This window comes from Nostoc paludosum FACHB-159 (assembly GCF_014698835.1).
Classification (GTDB): domain Bacteria; phylum Cyanobacteriota; class Cyanobacteriia; order Cyanobacteriales; family Nostocaceae; genus Nostoc; species Nostoc paludosum.
On the sequence record NZ_JACJTU010000007.1, the window covers coordinates 140289 to 158119 of the forward strand.

Genomic DNA, 17831 nt, shown 5'->3' on the forward strand with positions numbered 1-17831 from the left:
TGTTGCCGTTAAGGTCAGATAGATTCAAAACTGCATAGGTCATTGTTGTTAGTTCCTGTTAATTTTGAATTTTTCTCATCCCACTGTCACCATTCGGCGAATCTCGTCGCTGCGAAACCCGATCGCCATTGGACGACGCACCCTTGGTAAGGCTACCACGTCGTATAATTCCGATACCACCCCTTGTAATCGCAGAGAATGAACGAGATCGCCGCTTCTGAGGTCAATTACCAGTAAACCACAGCGAGGTTCGACGTTTTTCTGTTGCAATTTCTCGTCTAAAAGCAAGCCACTGAAAGTTTTGTTATGTCTGGGTTGGGAAATTCCCACCACTGCAAAGTCGCCATAAAAAGCACAACCGCGCAGATATCCTGGGCAAAAGGCGACTGGTTCAAACACTCCCCGTTCTATGTCTGCAAAGCCAAACTCCCCCGTACCTGAGTTGAGCAGCCAGAGTTTGTTCTGATACCAGCGCGGTGAGTGGGGCATGGATAGCCCCCGCAACACGATTTCATTACTCTCGACATCAATTACACAACCCCCATTTTGCCGATGCTCCCGCCAGCCTTCTGCCACATCGGACTGGCTGACAACAGTGACGTATTTGGGTTTTCCTACCTGCATTGCCAACCCATTCAGGTGACATCTGTCTTCGGCTGCTAGCTTGCTGATAAAACTGGGTTGCCATAGGGGAACGAAACTATGGGTTCCACTAACTGTTGCCAAACAACTAAATAATGTATTGACAAATAATAATTTTTGTGTATCTGAATCTTTTTCTTCTGTTTGGCTCAAAGCGACATCGTGAATATCCAAATCTCCCGTCACATAACTCATCTGCGGCAAATACACAGCGTCGTAGCCTTGGTGGTTTTGTCCGGGTTGGATGATGTTTTCAAATCGCCACAGCTGGTACAAAGAACTCATGTAGAGGCTGTTACCATCGGCATACAATCCCATGCACCGTTCAAAGGTGCGTTCAAATACAGATAATCTGCCGTTTGGCTGCAAGCCAATGAAGAATAACTTTCCTGCTTGATAGGTAGTGAAGGATAAACTAAGGTTTTGCTCATGCAGCCAAGCGGTGAACTGACGAGAAGCGTCGATTTCTAAAGATGGTTTTTCACTGGGATTCACTTGGCTTTGACTCCTTGATGACTCAGGTGTTTAGATGATGAAAAATTCCTCGCAGCACAGAAAAAACTTTTAAATTGATGCTGCTTACGTTGGACAGAAACTAGTAGATGATACCAAGAGAACTTTGGTGAAAAAAGTTGACGGCTAAGTAATTTTATAGTATATTTGTACTATAAGATATTTCAGTGTTGTATAAAACTTTAACACTTGCGACTACGCCAACAGGAGAGCAAAATTAATGAGGCTATCTAAGGTAGACTTGAGCAGTTTAGTAGCGATCGCTCACTCTGACGGATATTTGCAGTTGTTACTCGACCGGGGTAAGGAACTAGAGTTTTTAGAAATTCCGGCGCCGATACAAGCTTACGAAGGATTGCAAGAACTTAACGAAGCGATTGCCGAAACTACTGCACTACCCTTTGAAGAAGAACCAATTGGCATGTTACCAGTTAGCTCATCAATGGCTGCGGCTGTAGGCTACGATCCTGACGAACAGATTTTACAAGTTGAGTTTCAAAATGGCGCTATTTATCAGTACTTAGGCGTAGACGAGGATACTTGGGAAGATTTACACGCCTCAGACTCAATTGGCAGCTTTTTCAATCAAGAAATTAAAGGCAGATATGAGTGCGATCGGATAGATGGTAATGATTATTAATGGGCAATAGGCAATAGGCAATGGGCAATAGGCTCTTGGTATCGAGGTTTATGTCCTAACCTAGCTGGCAGCTGCTATACATCTATTTACATAGATTAAATTATTCTTGCCCACTTATCTTGCTCACTCACTTATAGGAAGGGATTATAATCCTTAGAGAATGTTTGATAATAGGGAATCAAATGGGCAACTAAACATACACCACTAACGCTTTGTTCAGCGAGAATAGAAAAAGCCCACATAATATTGACGCAGTTATGACAACTACACTTACCTCTCGTGTTAAACCAAGAGCAGAAGATAGTTTTGCCATTAGCTTTGCACCATTGTCTCTTGAAGAGATTTATACCAAGTCTGACGATCCAGCTAACGGTGCCGTAGTTGTGATGAGTGGAATGGTTCGGAATCAAACTGATGGTAAACCTGTGGTTGCCCTAGAGTATCAAGCTTATGAACCTATGGCATTGCAAGTATTCTATCAAATTGCTAGTGATATTCGTTCATCTACGTCTGATGTGAATCGAGTGGCAATTCATCATCGCATCGGACGTTTGCGAGTTGGGGAAATCAGCGTTTTAGTAGCAGTGGGTTGTCCTCATCGCAGTGAAGCGTTTGAGGCTTGCCGCTATGCTATCGATACCCTCAAACATAATGCACCTATATGGAAGAAAGAACATTGGCAAGATGGTTCTAGTTGCTGGGTGAGTATCGGTGCTTGCGAACAGTTAGGAGAAAATTGTTCTTAGGAATTGGGTATGGGGGATGGGGCATTGGGCATTGGGCATTGGGAGGTGTGGGAGGTGTGGGAGGATGGGGAAGAAATCTTTCCCCCACACTCCCCACACTCCCCCATCTCCCCAGTCCCCAGTCCCTTGTGTCATTTACAGTAGTCTTTAGCACTTTGAGTGGAATGGACGGTTACTTGCGACCATTCTCTAATGACAAATTCGCTTAAACCTACGTGGGGCGATCGCTTGGGGTCAAGTTTTTGCCAATCACTTTGACTTCCCCAATCGTAAGTATATCCTAGTTGTGTCCACGGGTAATTAATAACGGCGGCTGATGCATTACTTGATGCGTAGCGACTCTTAAATTGCTGGGTAAACCAATCTTGATAGCTGTTTGAGATTGACTCAAAGGCATTAGTTAAAGGAAATTCCAGTTCTGCCTCATGGTCGGTAATGTTAGGATCTTTACTAGGACGAAATAGCGATCGCGGTTCTACCCAAAGTTCAACAATATATCTGTTTGCAGTTTTATCTGGGGGTAGACCCAAAACTTGGTTGAGTCGATAGTCTAGAGATGTTTGACTTGTGGGACTATAGACTTTGCAGAATTTTTGTAGGTCTGGGACAGCAGTAACCCACAAATCGCGGGGTAAAAGCATCGAGTTACCCACATTTTCTGCATATCCACGAAAACTTGTCCAGGCTACTACTAAAACACGACTCTTGTCCCATTTGAGGTCAGAATTATACCAGACAATGGGAGTTAGGTTTCGATAGATTTCACGAGGTTCTGCGATTTTTGCATCCTCCACCGCATCCATATAGGCTTGCGGTAAGGGTGGCTCTGGAACACTTCCTGTTGTTGGTTGCGCCACAGATACACAATCAACAAATGCTGCGGTAATGCTAGCAATAATAGCAGCATAAGGGAAAATTCGCTTTTTGGGGCGATCGCCAGCCTGAACAAAATTCATTAACAGCATTATCTTATTCAGTTTTTTCATTTAGCAGATATTAATTCGATCGCAGATAACCCTCCTGTTTTGCCTAAAAACAACCTCAGGAAGATAGTTCTAGCAACTGGCTCAGTATTATTACTTGTGAAAATCAAGATCGTCAATAGTCATTTATCACTTGTAATCACTAATGGTCAGATCCCCGACTTCTTCAAGAAATCGGGGATCTATAAGCCCTCATAACTAATGCGATGAACCACTAGAAACAAATGACAAATGATTATTTATATTTTGTTGCATTTGTTTACATCAACCGCACGGTTTTATTGAGGTTTGTGAATATTTTGTATTTCTCAAAGGAATATTCCTTTAGACTGAATTTCAATATGAAAAAGCTGGGGATAAATACAAATGCATTCCTTAAATCTCTTCTGTCACGAATTTGTAGTTGCTGTTTCCTTTGTGGCTTGTATCCTTGGACTAGCTTTACTGTGGGACAGTAAGCAGCACAAAAGTGATATCCAAGAAACAGAACAGATTCTGTTTAGAATGAGCTTTTCTTATTGGTTGGTTTATTGTATAGCTTTTGGCATAGAAAAAATAGTTTTACCGGAATGGGAATCTGTGCTGATGAGTTTAAGAATAACTACCGCTCTGTCATATTTCTTAACTTTTTCTTGCATCGTGAGTCTGCCGCTACACAAATTTGCAGTACACCGTGTCGAGGAATAAATATTAAGGTATGGGGCATTGGGTATGGGGCATTGGGCATTGGGCATTGGGCATTGGGCATGGAGATGAAGAAGACATGACCAATAACTAATGACTAATGACTAATGACAAAATTATCATTTCATAGCGATCGCTAATGCCGCTTCCAATTGTTCTTGGGTCAAAATAGTTAAAATAAACACCTCTTGCACCGTTTTACCCTGCCGTGCGATGACTTTATAGCCTCCGCGAATGGGTACTGAGACACGAAGTTGCATTTTTGGGCAATGACCTTTTACCCGCCCAATTACTCCCGGCGTCACAGTTTGAATGCCATCCTGCTGACACAGACGTTCTAAAATCGGGATCAAACCAGAAATGTGTGTCGAGTGATTCCAGACTAGTCTGGCAGTTTTTTGGGAAGCTGTCCGGTCAGTATCTGCGGTGGGTTTGCCCATAATGATTAAGCTGCTTCTAGGGGTGCCATTGTCAAACCTGCACGGCGCAGCTGCTGATGATAAAGTTCCGCAGGTTCTTGGGGTCCAACCCAGACGATCGCTTGACCTTCATAGTGTACCTGATTAGTTAAATCCCAAGCGCGATCGCCGCTCATTCCTGGAATATATTTCATCAAACATTCGGCTACATGTTGGAATGTATTAAAATCGTCGTTTAATACAATCACTTTGTAATTTGGATAAGTTTTACGGACAACTTGATTAGACCGTTCAGGAGCTACAGTTGGTGCTGTGGCCATCCCGTAAACATTCGCTGAAAGTGTCGTAACCATAACAAAAGTAGGGGACAGGATTTTACAAAACTACATTATAAATAACTAGTTTAGTGCATTGTCTGGGCATTGGGCATGGGGAAAGGGAAAGGGGAAAAGGGAAAAGGGGAAAGATTAAATTTATTCCTTTTCCCTTTAACCTTTAACCTTTTCCCCTGCCTTAAGAGCCTCCCCATCTCCTTCATCCCCAATCCCTACCGATACAGCCAAACACGCAAGAGTGAGAGCAATTGTTCTGTATCTACAGGTTTTGTGATATAATCCGATGCTCCTGCTTCAATGCACTTTTCGCGATCGCCTTGCATGGCTTTGGCGGTGAGTGCAATAATCGGCAAGGATTGAAAGCGAGTGTTTTGGCGGATTTGACGTGTTGTTTCGTAACCGTCCATTTCTGGCATCATTACGTCCATTAAAACCACATCAATATCTGGTGTAGTTTCTAACAAGGTAATACCTTCTCTGCCGTTCTCAGCATATAACACCTGGATTTGATAGCGTTCTAACATGCTTGTGAGGGCGAAGATATTCCGCATATCGTCGTCTACAATTAGTGCTTTTTTGCCGACGAGTAAGTGGTCTCTGGAATGGAGTTGTTCGAGGATTTGTCGCTTGGGTTCTGGCAAATTTGCTTGGACTCGGTGCAAGAATAAGGCTGTTTCATCTAAAAGACGTTCGGGCGATCGCACATCTTTTATAATGATTGTCTCTGCAATGCGTCTGAGTTCGGTTTCTTGAGCTTTGCTAATTTCTCTACCTGTGTAGACAATAATTGGTAGAGATTTACCGCTAGGTAACAGCTTGATTTGCTCGATAAGTTCAAACCCGGTCATGTCTGGTAGTCCTAAATCGAGGACGAGACAATCAAAATGCTGGGTGCGGATGGCCTCTAAGGCTGCTGCACCGGTGCTAACGGCGGTGGTAGCAACGTCGCTGTTGCCAATTAACTCCACAATGCTATGGCGTTGGGTGTCGTCGTCTTCCACTACTAGTAGATTTTTCACTTGGCGTTCGACGAAGCCTTTAATTTTGGCTAACGCTTCCGATATTGTCTCACTAGTTAATGGTTTTTGCAGATATGCGATCGCTCCTAGTTGTAAACCGCGCTGTCTGCCTTCCTCAACGGTCATGATGTGTACGGGAATGTGACGAGTATTCGGGTCGTGTTTGAGACGATCTAATACTGTCCACCCATCCATTTCTGGCAATCTGATATCTAGTAAAACGGCTGAAGGTAGAAATTGCTGGGCTAGCATTAAGCCTGTGGTGCCAGTCTGGGCAGTTATTACCTTAAATCCGTGCTGTTGCGCCATATCTAGAAGGATACGGGCAAAATTAATGTCATCTTCAACGATTAATAATACGCGATCGCCAGCGTTAATTGTAGTGCGATCGTCATTTATTAGTGGGGACTGGGGAGGTGAAGAAGACGCGGGGAGGGGGAGACGCTCTGACGCGGAGAAAGAAGACGTAGAGAATCGCTCAAATATTCTCTCTATTTCCCCACGTCGCCGCGTCCCCGTGTCCCCGTGTCCTATTTCCCCGCGTCCCCGCGTCCCCGTGTCCCCGTGTCCTATTTCCCCGTATCCTCCACCTTGTGGTAAATAGAATGTAAAGGTGCTACCTTCACCGGGTTTACTGACTAATTTGATTTCACCGCCAAACAAACGGGCAATTTCGCGGCTAATTGATAAGCCTAAGCCGGTGCCGCCGTATTTGCGACTGGTAGAGCCATCGGCTTGCTGAAATGCCTCGAAGATGACTTTTTGTTTTTCGAGGGCAATGCCAATACCTGTATCGGTGACTGAGAAGGCAATGACTAACTGGGCGCGATTTAAGCTTTCGTGGTCGGGACTCCATCCTTGCTGCGCTACTGCAACCTGCAAGCGGACTTCTCCTTGTTCTGTAAATTTAAAAGCGTTGGAAAGGAGATTTTTCAATACCTGTTGTAAGCGTTTGACATCTGTATAAATGCTCAGGGGCAATTCGGGAAGAAATTCAATTGTAAAACCAAGTCCTTTGCTGTTGGCTATTTGCCGGAAGGTGCGCTCAATTTGCTCGCCCAATTCTACCAAAAGCATTTGGGTCATTTCAATTGACATGGTTCCAGATTCAATTTTGGCGAGGTCGAGAATGTCATTAATTAGCGTCAACAAATCTGTACCTGCTGAGTAAATTGTCTGGCTGTATTCGATTTGTTTGTTGGTGAGGTTGCCATCAATGTTATCTGCTAATAGCTTGGCCAAAATTAATAAGCTATTCAACGGTGTCCGCAATTCATGGGACATGTTGGCAAGAAACTCTGATTTGTATTTTGAAGAGAGGGCGAGTTGTTCGGCTTTTTCTTCCAAAGATGTTCTTGCTTGTTCGATTTCTCGATTTTTGCGCTCGACTTCTTTCTTTTGTTGAGCCAGTAATTCTGCCTTTTCTTCTAATTCGGCGTTGGTTTGTTGCAGTTCCTCTTGCTGTCCTTTGAGTAAATCCTCCGAGGCTTTGAGTGATTGGGCTTGCTGTTCTAAGCGTTTGTTGGTTTCCCTCAGTTCATTTTGCTGGGTTTGTAGTTCTTCAGCCAATGATTGCGACTGTTTGAGTAATTCTTCAGTTCGCATGGAAGCGGCGATGGTGTTGAGAACGATCGCTATACTTTCTGTAAGCTGGTCGAAGAATGTCAAGTGAATTTCGCTAAAGCGGCGGAAGGATGCTAATTCTATAACTGCTGTGACTTGTCCTTCAAACAGTACGGGTAAGACTACGGCATTTAGTGGCGTCGCTTCTCCTAAACCGGAGCCAATTTTGATGTAGTCAGTCGGCACTTCTGTCAGCAGAATTCGCTCTTTTTCGAGGGCACATTGTCCCACCAAACCTTCACCCATGTGGAAGCGGTTGGCTAGATGTTTGCGTTCGCGGTAGGCGTAGCTACTAATTAGTTTCAAATACGAGGTATTATTGTCTACGGCGTCCATCAGATAGAATACGCCGTGTTGCGCTCCTACTAACGGTGCGAGTTCTGAGAGAATTAATTTGGATACGGTTTCTAAGTCTCGCTGACCTTGGAGCATTCGGGTAAATTTAGCGAGGTTAGTTTTCAACCAGTCTTGTTCGGTGTTTTTCTGGGTTGTTTCCCGCAGGTTGGCAATCATCTGGTTGATGTTGTCTTTGAGGATGGCAACTTCCCCTAATGCTTCCACGGCGATGGAACGAGTGAGATCGCCTTTAGTTACAGCTGTAGCAACTTCCGCGATCGCTCGCAACTGGGTTGTCAGTGTAGCAGCGAGTTCGTTGACGTTATCGGTCAAGTCTTTCCAAGTTCCAGCCGCCCCAGGTACTCTTGCTTGTCCGCCTAATTTTCCTTCGATTCCCACTTCCCGCGCCACGGTAGTCACCTGGTTGGCAAAGGTGGCTAGGGTATCAATCATTTCGTTGATGGTTTCTGCCAAAGTTTCAATTTCGCCCTTGGCATCTAGCATGAGTTTGCGTTTCAAGTCGCCGTTCGCAACTGCCGTCACAACTCTAGCAATACCCCGCACCTGTGCCGTTAAGTTCCCCGCCATCGAGTTTACGTTGTCGGTTAAATCTTTCCAGGTACCTGCAACACCCTGCACTTGGGCTTGTCCGCCCAACTTTCCTTCGGTGCCCACTTCCCGCGCCACCCGCGTTACTTCCGATGCAAAGGAACTGAGTTGATCCACCATTGTATTAGTGGTGTTCTTCAAGTCCAAAATTTCGCCTTTGGCATCAACGGTAATTTTCTTGGAGAGGTCACCATTCGCCACCGCCTTGGTAACTTCGGCAATGTTGCGGACTTGTCCGGTGAGGTTCCCCGCCATTGAGTTTACGTTGTCCGTTAAATCTTTCCAGGTGCCGGCAACTCCTCTGACGTAGGCTTGCACGCCGAGTTTTCCTTCGGTTCCCACCTCCCGCGCTACCCGCGTTACCTCACTGGCAAAGGAATTAAGTTGATCCACCATTGTGTTGATGGTAATCTTCAATTCCAGAATTTCGCCTTTGACATCAACGGTGATTTTCTTGGAAAGGTCGCCGTTAGCTACCGCCGTTGTCACTTCGGCAATGTTCCGCACCTGGGCCGTCAAGCTTCCCGCCATGAAGTTTACACTGTCGGTTAAGTCCTTCCAAGTCCCGGCAACTCCTTTAACTTCGGCTTGTACGCCGAGTTTTCCTTCGGTTCCCACTTCCCGCGCCACCCGCGTTACTTCACTGGCAAAGGAATTGAGTTGATCTACCATTGTGTTGACGGTGTTTTTCAACTCCAAAATTTCACCTTTGACATCAACGGAAATTTTCTTGGAGAGGTCGCCATTTGCTACGGCGGTGGTGACGGCGGCGATGTTTCGCACCTGTGCCGTTAAGCTTCCCGCCATGAAGTTCACGCTGTCGGTTAAGTCTTTCCAGGTGCCAGCCACGCCGCGCACGTCTGCTTGTACGCCCAGCTTTCCTTCACTACCTACCTCCCGTGCAACCCTTGTAACTTCACTTGCAAAGGAGTTGAGTTGATCCACCATTATATTGATGGTGTTTTTCAACTCCAAAATTTCACCTTTGACAGCTACAGTAATTTTCTTAGAAAGGTCGCCGTTAGCGATCGCAGTGGCAACTTCCGCAATGTTTCGCACTTGGTCGGTCAAGTTCCCCGCCATTAAGTTTACATTGTCGGTTAAGTCTTTCCAAGTGCCAGCCACTCCCCGCACTTCGGCTTGCACGCCCAATTTACCTTCGGTTCCCACTTCCCGCGCCACCCGCGTTACTTCCGATGCAAAGGAACTCAGTTGATCCACCATTGTATTAATAGTGTTTTTCAACTCCAAAATTTCACCCTTCACATCAACGGTGATTTTCTTGGAAAGGTCGCCATTGGCTACAGCCGTGGTCACGTCGGCAATGTTCCGCACCTGTGCCGTTAAACTGCCTGCCATGAAGTTCACGCTGTCAGTTAAATCTTTCCAAGTGCCAGCCACACCCCGCACATCTGCTTGCACGCCGAGTTTTCCTTCACTGCCGACCTCACGGGCAACTCGTGTGACTTCTGATGCAAAGGAACTCAGTTGATCCACCATGATATTGATGGTGTTTTTCAACTCCAGAATTTCCCCTCTGACATCAACGGTGATTTTCTTCGACAGGTCACCGCTGGCGATCGCTGTGGCAACTTCGGCAATATTTCGCACCTGTCCGGTGAGGTTACCCGCCATTAAGTTAACGTTGTCCGTTAAGTCTTTCCAAGTGCCAGCCACTCCCCGCACTTCTGCTTGTACGCCGAGTTTTCCTTCGGTTCCCACCTCCCTAGCAACCCGCGTTACTTCCGAGGCAAAGGAATTCAATTGATCCACCATCGTATTAATGGTGTTTTTCAACTCCAGAATTTCGCCTTTGACATCCACAGTGATTTTCTTGGAAAGGTCGCCATTTGCCACCGCCGTCGTCACTTCGGCAATATTCCGCACCTGTGCCGTCAAGCTTCCCGCCATGAAATTCACGCTATCGGTGAGATCCTTCCAGGTACCCGCTACCCCTCGGACTTCTGCTTGACCGCCGAGTTTGCCTTCTGCACCCACTTCTCTAGCAACCCGCGTTACTTCCGATGCAAAGGAATTGAGTTGATCCACCATGATGTTAACGGTGTTTTTCAACTCCAAAATTTCGCCTTTGACGTTGACTGTAATTTTCTTCGACAAGTCGCCATTTGCCACTGCTGTTGTCACTTCGGCAATGTTGCGGACTTGGGCGGTTAAATTACCCGCCATTAAGTTAACGTTGTCTGTGAGATCCTTCCAAGTCCCGGCTACTCCTTTAACTTCGGCTTGTACGCCCAACTTTCCTTCTGTTCCCACCTCGCGGGCAACTCTTGTTACTTCTGATGCAAAGGAATTCAGTTGATCCACCATTGTGTTAACGGTGTTTTTGAGTTCCAGAATTTCGCCTTTGACATCCACAGTGATTTTTTTGGAGAGGTCACCGTTGGCGATCGCTGTGGCAACTTCCGCAATATTGCGGACTTGTCCGGTAAGATTTCCCGCCATCAAGTTCACATTGTCGGTGAGATCCTTCCAAGTGCCAGCCACGCCGCGCACTTGGGCTTGCACGCCGAGTTTACCTTCGGTTCCCACCTCCCTAGCAACCCTGGTAACTTCCGAGGCAAAGGAGCCGAGCCGGTCTACCATCGTGTTGACAATATTGGCAGTTTGGAGAAACTCACCTTGGAGAGGTCTGCCTTCAATTTCTGTAGCGATGGTTTGCGATAAGTCACCATTAGCCACAGCCCGAATTACACGAGTTGTTTCTGCTGTGGGTTGGACTAAATCTGTAATTAAAGTGTTGACAGAATCTACACAATCTGACCAAGAACCGCGAACATCTCCTAAAGAGGCGCGATCGCTAATCTTGCCTTCTTTGCCGACGACATTACCAATTCGCTGAAGCTCCGTCGCCATCCGCTGATTTTGATCGATTATATCATTGAGCGTATCAGCTATTTTCCCAGCTACACCAGTATGGTCTATGGGCATCCGAGTCGAGAAGTCGCCGTGCTTGACAGCTGTCAGCGTTCTAAGTAGCTGATTTAAATCGAGATTGTCGCTGTCTCTAGTCAACTGTTCGGTCGCCATAGCCTTATCCTTAAACGTGATTCTTGCAGAATTTGTTGTATTTTTTGCACCCGTACCTAGTGTGCCAAGTCAAAAATGTGCTTGTGAGGGCTGGCGAAAGGGAAAAGGTGAAAGAGAAAGCTATTAAAAATCTTTACCCTTTTCTCCCCATCCTTTACCCCGCCAAGTTTTCTTGGCGAACTACTAATGACAATACTTTTAGGTAACGCTTATCAAAATAGAGATTAGGGAATAGAAAGTGGATCGAACTAATTGTTATGGGTGCGGGTGTCAGCAGTTGATAAAGACCGCTAACTAAATGGTACTGGCGTTTATGTATCTGCCATACCACTTAGCTAATCATAGCTATTCAATCTCTGTTATGGATAATGAGCAAATATTTTCTGTCGGTGGACTCGCAGAGGTACTAAGCACTGGAGAGCATGATTTATAAACATAATTTGGTATAAGTTCAAATTCGTTAATAAGTCTTTGCGATTCGTTAACGAGTATTTGAACTGGATGAATCCGCCTCTGAACTCTATTAATGAGTATGTATACCAGGCAACAGGCAACAAAATTGAAAGTCCTTTTATGTCCTAAACTATGCTTCGACTCCTACATTTGATTTTTGCAAAAATTCCTTACCCGTACAGACACGATTAACCACGTCTGTACTTTCTATAGGAATCATATTTGATTTGGTGAAAAAATCTCAGTAGGGTGTGTTAGCAGCGCCCTCATCTCCTAACCGCTTCTCCTGTGGGAGAAGGGGAATTAAATCTCTGGCTCCCCTCTCCCAAGGGCTACGGTGTACACACAAGTCGAATTACCCCCCTTAATCCCCCCTTGGAAAGGGGGGAAAAAGAAATCTAGTTCCCTCCCCTTTACAAGGGGAGGGTTAGGGTGGGGTAAAACCAGGATTTATCAACTACTTCCCACTTGTGCGTACACCGTAGCTTCCAAGGGAGAGGGGCTGGTAGTGAGGGCAAAACCTTGTCACAAAGCAGGTTTCACGTTCAATTGACACCAATGGCATCAACTCCCCCCTACAAAAGCTCGATGTGTTGCAGAGATTGTTGGCATCGGTATGATTTCAAAAACCAAAGCGGATTACTAGAATTTGTACGCAAATCCTAATTTTTGGAATAGAAGATTTCTAGTAGTATAGGTGTAATGTTAGCCCTATTAAGTTAAAGCTACGTGAAAAGAGTCAAAATAGAAATATGGAATTTATTTTAATTAAAAATAAAGTATCCCAGAGTATATATTAGTGGACAATATGGCACCTCGGCGGTCTTCTAAGAAATCTGAATCTGATTCCACTAGAGGGAAAGCTACCAATAGCGAACAAAAACAAGAAAAGCAGAAAGAATTATTTCCAATTGTAGCAATGGGAGCTTCTGCGGGTGGATTGGAGGCATTTAGACAATTGCTGAGCCACTTGCCAATGGACACAGGCATGGCGTTTGTGCTGATTCAACACTTAAGCCCTAATCAAAAAAGTTTGTTGAGTGAAATTCTCTCTAGAACAACTCAGATGCCTGTATGTGAAGTGCAGGATGGGATGGTGGTGGAGCCAAATCATGTGTACGTGATTCCGCCCAATGCCAAGATGACTATTTCTGAGGGGGTGCTGAAACTATCGCCGCGTGAAAAAACCCGTGGTCTTTTTATGACAGTGGATGCTTTCTTTCTTTCCTTGGCAGAGGAACGGGGAAGCAAAGCGATCGCAGTGGTACTATCGGGGGGAGACGCAGATGGCGCACGGGGACTCGAAGCAATTAAAGGAATTGGCGGCATCACCTTTGCCCAGTGCGAAGACACAGCAAAAGTCACTGGTATGCCAAGCAGTGCCATCGCTTCTGGTTATGTAGACTTTATCTTACCCCCAGAAGCCATCGCCCAAGAACTAACAAACATTAGCCGTCATCCCTACATCGCCAGCAAAACCCCAGTAAAAGCAACTGAAGCATTACCTGACAATGAGGATGCCCTTTCTATCATCTTCGATCTGCTGCGAACTGCTAGAGGAGTTGACTTTTCCAAGTACAAACAAACCACCTTAAAACGGCGCATCTTACGCCGAATGGTTTTATACAAGCTCGAAAGACTGGAAGATTACGTCCGCTATCTTCAGGAAAATCCTGAAGAAGTGAATGCCTTGTATCAAGATGTGCTGATTACCGTCACTAGTTTTTTTCGGGATGGAGAAGCCTTTGAGACTTTAAAAACCAAGATATTTCCTAACATTGTCAAAAATCTAACTCCGAATTTGGCCATCCGGATTTGGGTAGCAGGATGTTCAACAGGGGAAGAAGCATACTCTATTACCATTTGCCTGCTAGAGTATTTAACAAGTCAGGGAATTAATCACCCCGTGCAGATTTTTGCTACAGACATTAATGAAGTAGCGATCGACAAAGCACGTAACGGCATTTACAAACCGAGTCAATTAGCAGATGTCTCTCCAGAACGTCTACAGCGCTTTTTTATAGAGGTAGAGGGTGGTTACCAAATTAGCAAGGTAGTGCGCGAGTTGTGTGTCTTTGCCAGACAAAACCTCATCAGCGACCCACCTTTTTCTCGGCTAGATTTAATTACTTGTCGTAATGTCTTGATTTATTTGGGAAGCTCAGTTCAGAAGAAGCTCTTACCGATTTTTCATTATGGTCTCAAGCCAACAGGATATTTAATGTTAGGCACTTCCGAGACAGTGGGCGAATTTACTGACTTGTTTACTTTAATAGACAGAAAGTATAAGATTTATTCCCAAAAAATAGCACCTGGTCGATTGACAATCGATTTAATCACTAATGCACATCCAACAGAAACTGCCAACCCTCAACCGACGGTGAATGAAAACGCTTGGAATGACTTGGAAATGCAAAAAGAAGCTGACCGGATTGTGTTAAATCAATATGCTCCGGTTGGTGTAGTTATCAACAACGATTTAGAAATTCTGCAATTTAGGGGACAAACCAGCCTCTATCTAGAACCCGCACCCGGCAGACCAAGCTTTAATTTGCTGAAGATGGCAAAAGAAGATTTGCGACTAGAATTACGCACCGCAATTCACCAGGCAAAAAAACAGCAAAGCCCGGTCACAAAAGAAAATTTACATTTTAGACATGAGGATCGAGTTAGACAAGTTAAGGTTGATATCATTCCCTTCAAACCTCTGCCAGCAACAGAAGACTACTTTTTAGTTTTATTTCATGAGATTCTCTCATCAATAACTACTATCTCCCAGGCAAATAGGGATAATTTCTTCAAATCTACGGAGCAGCAAACACATGATGAGCAAGAAATTAACCAACTCACACAAGAGTTGGCAACCACCAAAGAATATCTACAATCAATTATTGAAGAACAACAAGCTACTAATCAAGATTTGAGAGCTGCCAACGAAGAGATCCTCTCAAGTAACGAAGAGTTGCAAAGTACCAACGAGGAACTAGAAACCGCCAAAGAAGAAATTCAAGCAACTAATGAAGAACTAAACACAATTAACGACGAACTGCAACGGCGGAATTTAGAATCAAATCAGGTCAGCAACGATCTACAAAATCTCCTCAGCAGTATCAATATTCCGATTTTAATGTTAGGTGGCGATTTACGCATTCGCCGCTTTACACCAATAGCGGGGACAATCTTTAACCTTATTCCCACAGATGTAGGGCGACCGTTAAGTGATATTAACCACAATCTCAATGTCCCGGACTTAGAAGAACAAATCTTCCAGGTAATTAATACCCTCACGCTGAAAGCTCAGGAAGTTCAAGACCAACAAGGCCATTGGTATGACTTGCGAATTCGACCTTATCGGACAATCGATAATAAAATTGATGGCGCAGTGTTGGTGTTGGTTGATATTGATGTCCTTAAACGCACTGCGAATCAACTTAAGGCATCTAGAGATTACGCCCAAGCGATTGTGGAAACAGTGCGAGAATCGTTAGTGGTGTTGAATGCAGAGTTACGGGTAGTTAGCGCCAATTTGTCTTTTTACGACACCTTCCAAGTTATACCAGCCCAAACAGAAAACCGCCTCATCTTTGAGATTGGCAATGGGCAGTGGAATATTCCCCAATTGCGATCGCTCTTAGAAGAGATTCTCACAAACAAATCCCAAATTCAAGATTTTGAAGTCGAGCATAATTTTGAGTTAATTGGGCAGAAAACTATGCGTCTCAATGGACGAAAAATGCCTGAAATAGATGGCACACAGTTGATTCTCTTAGCTATTGAAGATATTACCCAGTTTAAGCAGTGGGAGGCAGAACGCGCTCATTTATTAACCGAAGAACAGTTAGCCCGAACTGCTGCCGAAACAGCCAATCGCAGCAAAGATGAGTTTTTATCCATGCTTTCCCACGAACTGCGAAACCCACTGAATGCGCTGTTAGGATGGGCACAACTGCTACGGTCACACAAGCTCGATGAAGAGACCATTACTCAGGGGCTACAAGCAATTGAACACAGTGCCAAGGTTCAAGCCCAGCTAATTGAGGATCTTTTGGACATCTCACGTATTACCTCAGGTCAGCTACGTCTCGACCTCGAACTCATTGAACTTAGCATTGTGGTTGAGTCAGCTCTAAATCTAGTAAGTTTATCAGCAGAATCGAAAAATATCCAAATTGAATCTCGCCTCGAACCTTCCACGAGAAAAATTTTAGGTGATGCCGTTCGCTTACAACAAGTGATTTTGAATTTACTTTCTAACGCTATTAAATTTACCCCCAGTGGCGGCAGAATTGAAGTTTTACTAGAATACATTGGCGAAGAAGCTCAAATCCAAGTCAACGACACAGGTAAGGGTATCAAAGCTGACTTTCTTCCCTATGTATTCGATCGCTTCCGCCAAGCAGATAGCAGCAAAACTCGCTCAAATCCTGGGCTGGGGCTAGGGCTTTCCATTGTACGTCATGTGGTAGAACTCCACGGCGGTGTGGTTGAAGCCCATAGCCCAGGTGAGGGACAAGGGGCAACATTTATCGTCAAATTACCACTGCAAAGTAACCTCGAAGAAAGTTCTGTGTCGAATGCTCCAGAGCGAGTTATTTCAACACAGCAGTTAGCACTGTCAGGTGATGATATGCCCTCCCTGGATGGTCTGCGCGTACTTTTAGTAGATGACGAACTACATGTACGCGAGTTATTTACAACAGTGCTTGAGATCTCTGGTGTTGAGGTAACGGCGGTTGCATCTGCAAGGGAAGCATTATCAATACTGATGAGAAATCCTGGTGGCTATGACCTACTATTGTCTGATATCAATATGCCAGAGGAAGACGGTTATACACTGATTCACCAAGTGAGGGCACTGAGTGTTGAGCAAGGAGGACAAATTCCAGCTCTAGCGATAACCGCCCATGCCAAAGATGAAGAGCTTACAGAGGCTTTGAGTAGAGGTTTTCAAGCACATCTGGCTAAACCCGTTGACCAAACTCAATTATTAATTCTAATTGCTTGTTTGACTGGACGAATTAGAAGGAATTAGGGAACACGTGTAAATGAAGTACACGGGTAGGGGCTTTACAGCTGTGCGCCTCTACTAGAATCTGTACCTCACCAACTTGCAATCTGCTGTAAGTCTTTAACAGGACATAATAATATGAAACTGTTCGCTGTTGCCTTTTAAAATCTAAAATTATATTACTTATTAATTATTGCTTTGCTCAATTAAATTACTAACTAAAAAAACTAACTCCTTCAAGTCAATTGGTTTGTATAGATAGCTGTGAAAACCTGTTAATAAGCCATAGATACGGTCTTCTTCATGAACGAATGCTGTCAAAGCGATCGCGGGAATTTCTCGTTGGGTTTGTTGTTTGTTCAGTGTTCTAATTTTCTCCAGCAATGAGTAGCCATCTTCACCTGGCATACAGATATCACAAATCAAAATATCTGGTTGAAAATCTAACATTGCTTCCAAAGCTTCCGACGCACAAGCAGCTGCAATAACTTCTGCTCCCTCTAATTTAAACAAAGTAGTAAGTATCTTTCTCGTGTCAGAGTCGTCATCGACAACGAGTAAGCGTAGTTGCTTTAGAGATATCGACTTGTTGGGCATTATTTTTACTACAATGTAGTATTAAAACTTGGTATTAAAATGCATAGATTTTATGGAATGACATTAATAATGCGCCTACTAATGCTATTAACTGATGGAAAATGCGATCGCCGCATCTACTGAAGGTAAAAACTTATGACATCTTAAGGATTAGGGAGCCTTTTTCATGTATTTGA

At 44.5% G+C, this 17831-nt stretch carries 11 protein-coding genes; 5 read left to right on the forward strand and 6 right to left on the reverse strand.

Features of this window, described 5'->3' with window-relative positions; all coding sequences use genetic code 11:
- Window positions 1–75 precede the first annotated feature (75 nt).
- Complete coding sequence (locus H6H03_RS09425) at window positions 76–1137, reverse strand: TIGR03032 family protein (protein WP_190954872.1); 1062 nt, start codon at window positions 1135–1137, stop codon at window positions 76–78.
- Window positions 1138–1375: 238 nt separating this feature from the next.
- Between H6H03_RS09425 and H6H03_RS09430 the strand changes: the two genes are divergently transcribed.
- The 3 genes from H6H03_RS09430 to H6H03_RS41215 all read left to right on the forward strand — a co-directional run bounded on the left by H6H03_RS09430 (window position 1376) and on the right by H6H03_RS41215 (window position 2685).
- The gene (locus H6H03_RS09430) at window positions 1376–1795 is read left to right on the forward strand and encodes a KTSC domain-containing protein (protein WP_190954873.1); all 420 of its coding nucleotides are present in this window, start codon (window positions 1376–1378) and stop codon (window positions 1793–1795) included.
- 257 nt (window positions 1796–2052) lie between these two features.
- The gene (locus H6H03_RS09435) at window positions 2053–2541 is read left to right on the forward strand and encodes a molybdenum cofactor biosynthesis protein MoaE (RefSeq protein ID WP_190954874.1); all 489 of its coding nucleotides are present in this window, start codon (window positions 2053–2055) and stop codon (window positions 2539–2541) included.
- Window positions 2542–2550: 9 nt separating this feature from the next.
- Window positions 2551–2685: a hypothetical protein gene (locus H6H03_RS41215; RefSeq protein WP_277926135.1), complete on the forward strand. Its 135-nt coding sequence runs from the start codon at window positions 2551–2553 to the stop codon at window positions 2683–2685.
- Here the strand turns inward: H6H03_RS41215 and H6H03_RS09440 are convergent.
- Complete coding sequence (locus tag H6H03_RS09440; RefSeq protein ID WP_190954875.1) at window positions 2673–3497, reverse strand: hypothetical protein; 825 nt, start codon at window positions 3495–3497, stop codon at window positions 2673–2675. The genes H6H03_RS41215 and H6H03_RS09440 overlap by 13 nt on opposite strands.
- A gap of 393 nt (window positions 3498–3890) precedes the next feature.
- On the opposite strand from H6H03_RS09440, the gene H6H03_RS09445 reads away from it, so the two are divergent.
- Window positions 3891–4211 carry a hypothetical protein gene (locus H6H03_RS09445; RefSeq protein WP_190954876.1) on the forward strand — a complete coding sequence of 107 codons (321 nt, stop codon included), beginning with the start codon at window positions 3891–3893 and terminating at the stop codon, window positions 4209–4211.
- Window positions 4212–4327: 116 nt separating this feature from the next.
- Here H6H03_RS09445 and H6H03_RS09450 read toward each other — a convergent pair whose 3' ends face one another.
- The 3 genes from H6H03_RS09450 to H6H03_RS09460 all read right to left on the reverse strand — a co-directional run bounded on the left by H6H03_RS09450 (window position 4328) and on the right by H6H03_RS09460 (window position 11597).
- Entirely contained in the window at window positions 4328–4648 is a 321-nt protein-coding gene (locus tag H6H03_RS09450; protein ID WP_190954877.1) for a DUF2103 domain-containing protein, read from the reverse strand.
- Window positions 4649–4653: 5 nt separating this feature from the next.
- Window positions 4654–4980, reverse strand: coding sequence for an ATP-dependent Clp protease adapter ClpS (gene clpS, locus H6H03_RS09455; RefSeq protein ID WP_190954878.1), 327 nt, complete (start codon window positions 4978–4980; stop codon window positions 4654–4656).
- 194 nt (window positions 4981–5174) lie between these two features.
- Complete coding sequence (locus H6H03_RS09460; RefSeq protein ID WP_190954879.1) at window positions 5175–11597, reverse strand: HAMP domain-containing protein; 6423 nt, start codon at window positions 11595–11597, stop codon at window positions 5175–5177.
- Window positions 11598–12858: 1261 nt separating this feature from the next.
- Here H6H03_RS09460 and H6H03_RS09465 point away from each other — a divergent pair.
- Window positions 12859–17082: a chemotaxis protein CheB gene (locus H6H03_RS09465; protein WP_190954979.1), complete on the forward strand. Its 4224-nt coding sequence runs from the start codon at window positions 12859–12861 to the stop codon at window positions 17080–17082.
- Between the two features lie 162 nt (window positions 17083–17244).
- Here the strand turns inward: H6H03_RS09465 and H6H03_RS09470 are convergent, their stop codons facing one another.
- Window positions 17245–17655 carry a response regulator gene (locus tag H6H03_RS09470; RefSeq protein WP_190954880.1) on the reverse strand — a complete coding sequence of 137 codons (411 nt, stop codon included), beginning with the start codon at window positions 17653–17655 and terminating at the stop codon, window positions 17245–17247.
- Window positions 17656–17831: the final 176 nt, after the last annotated feature.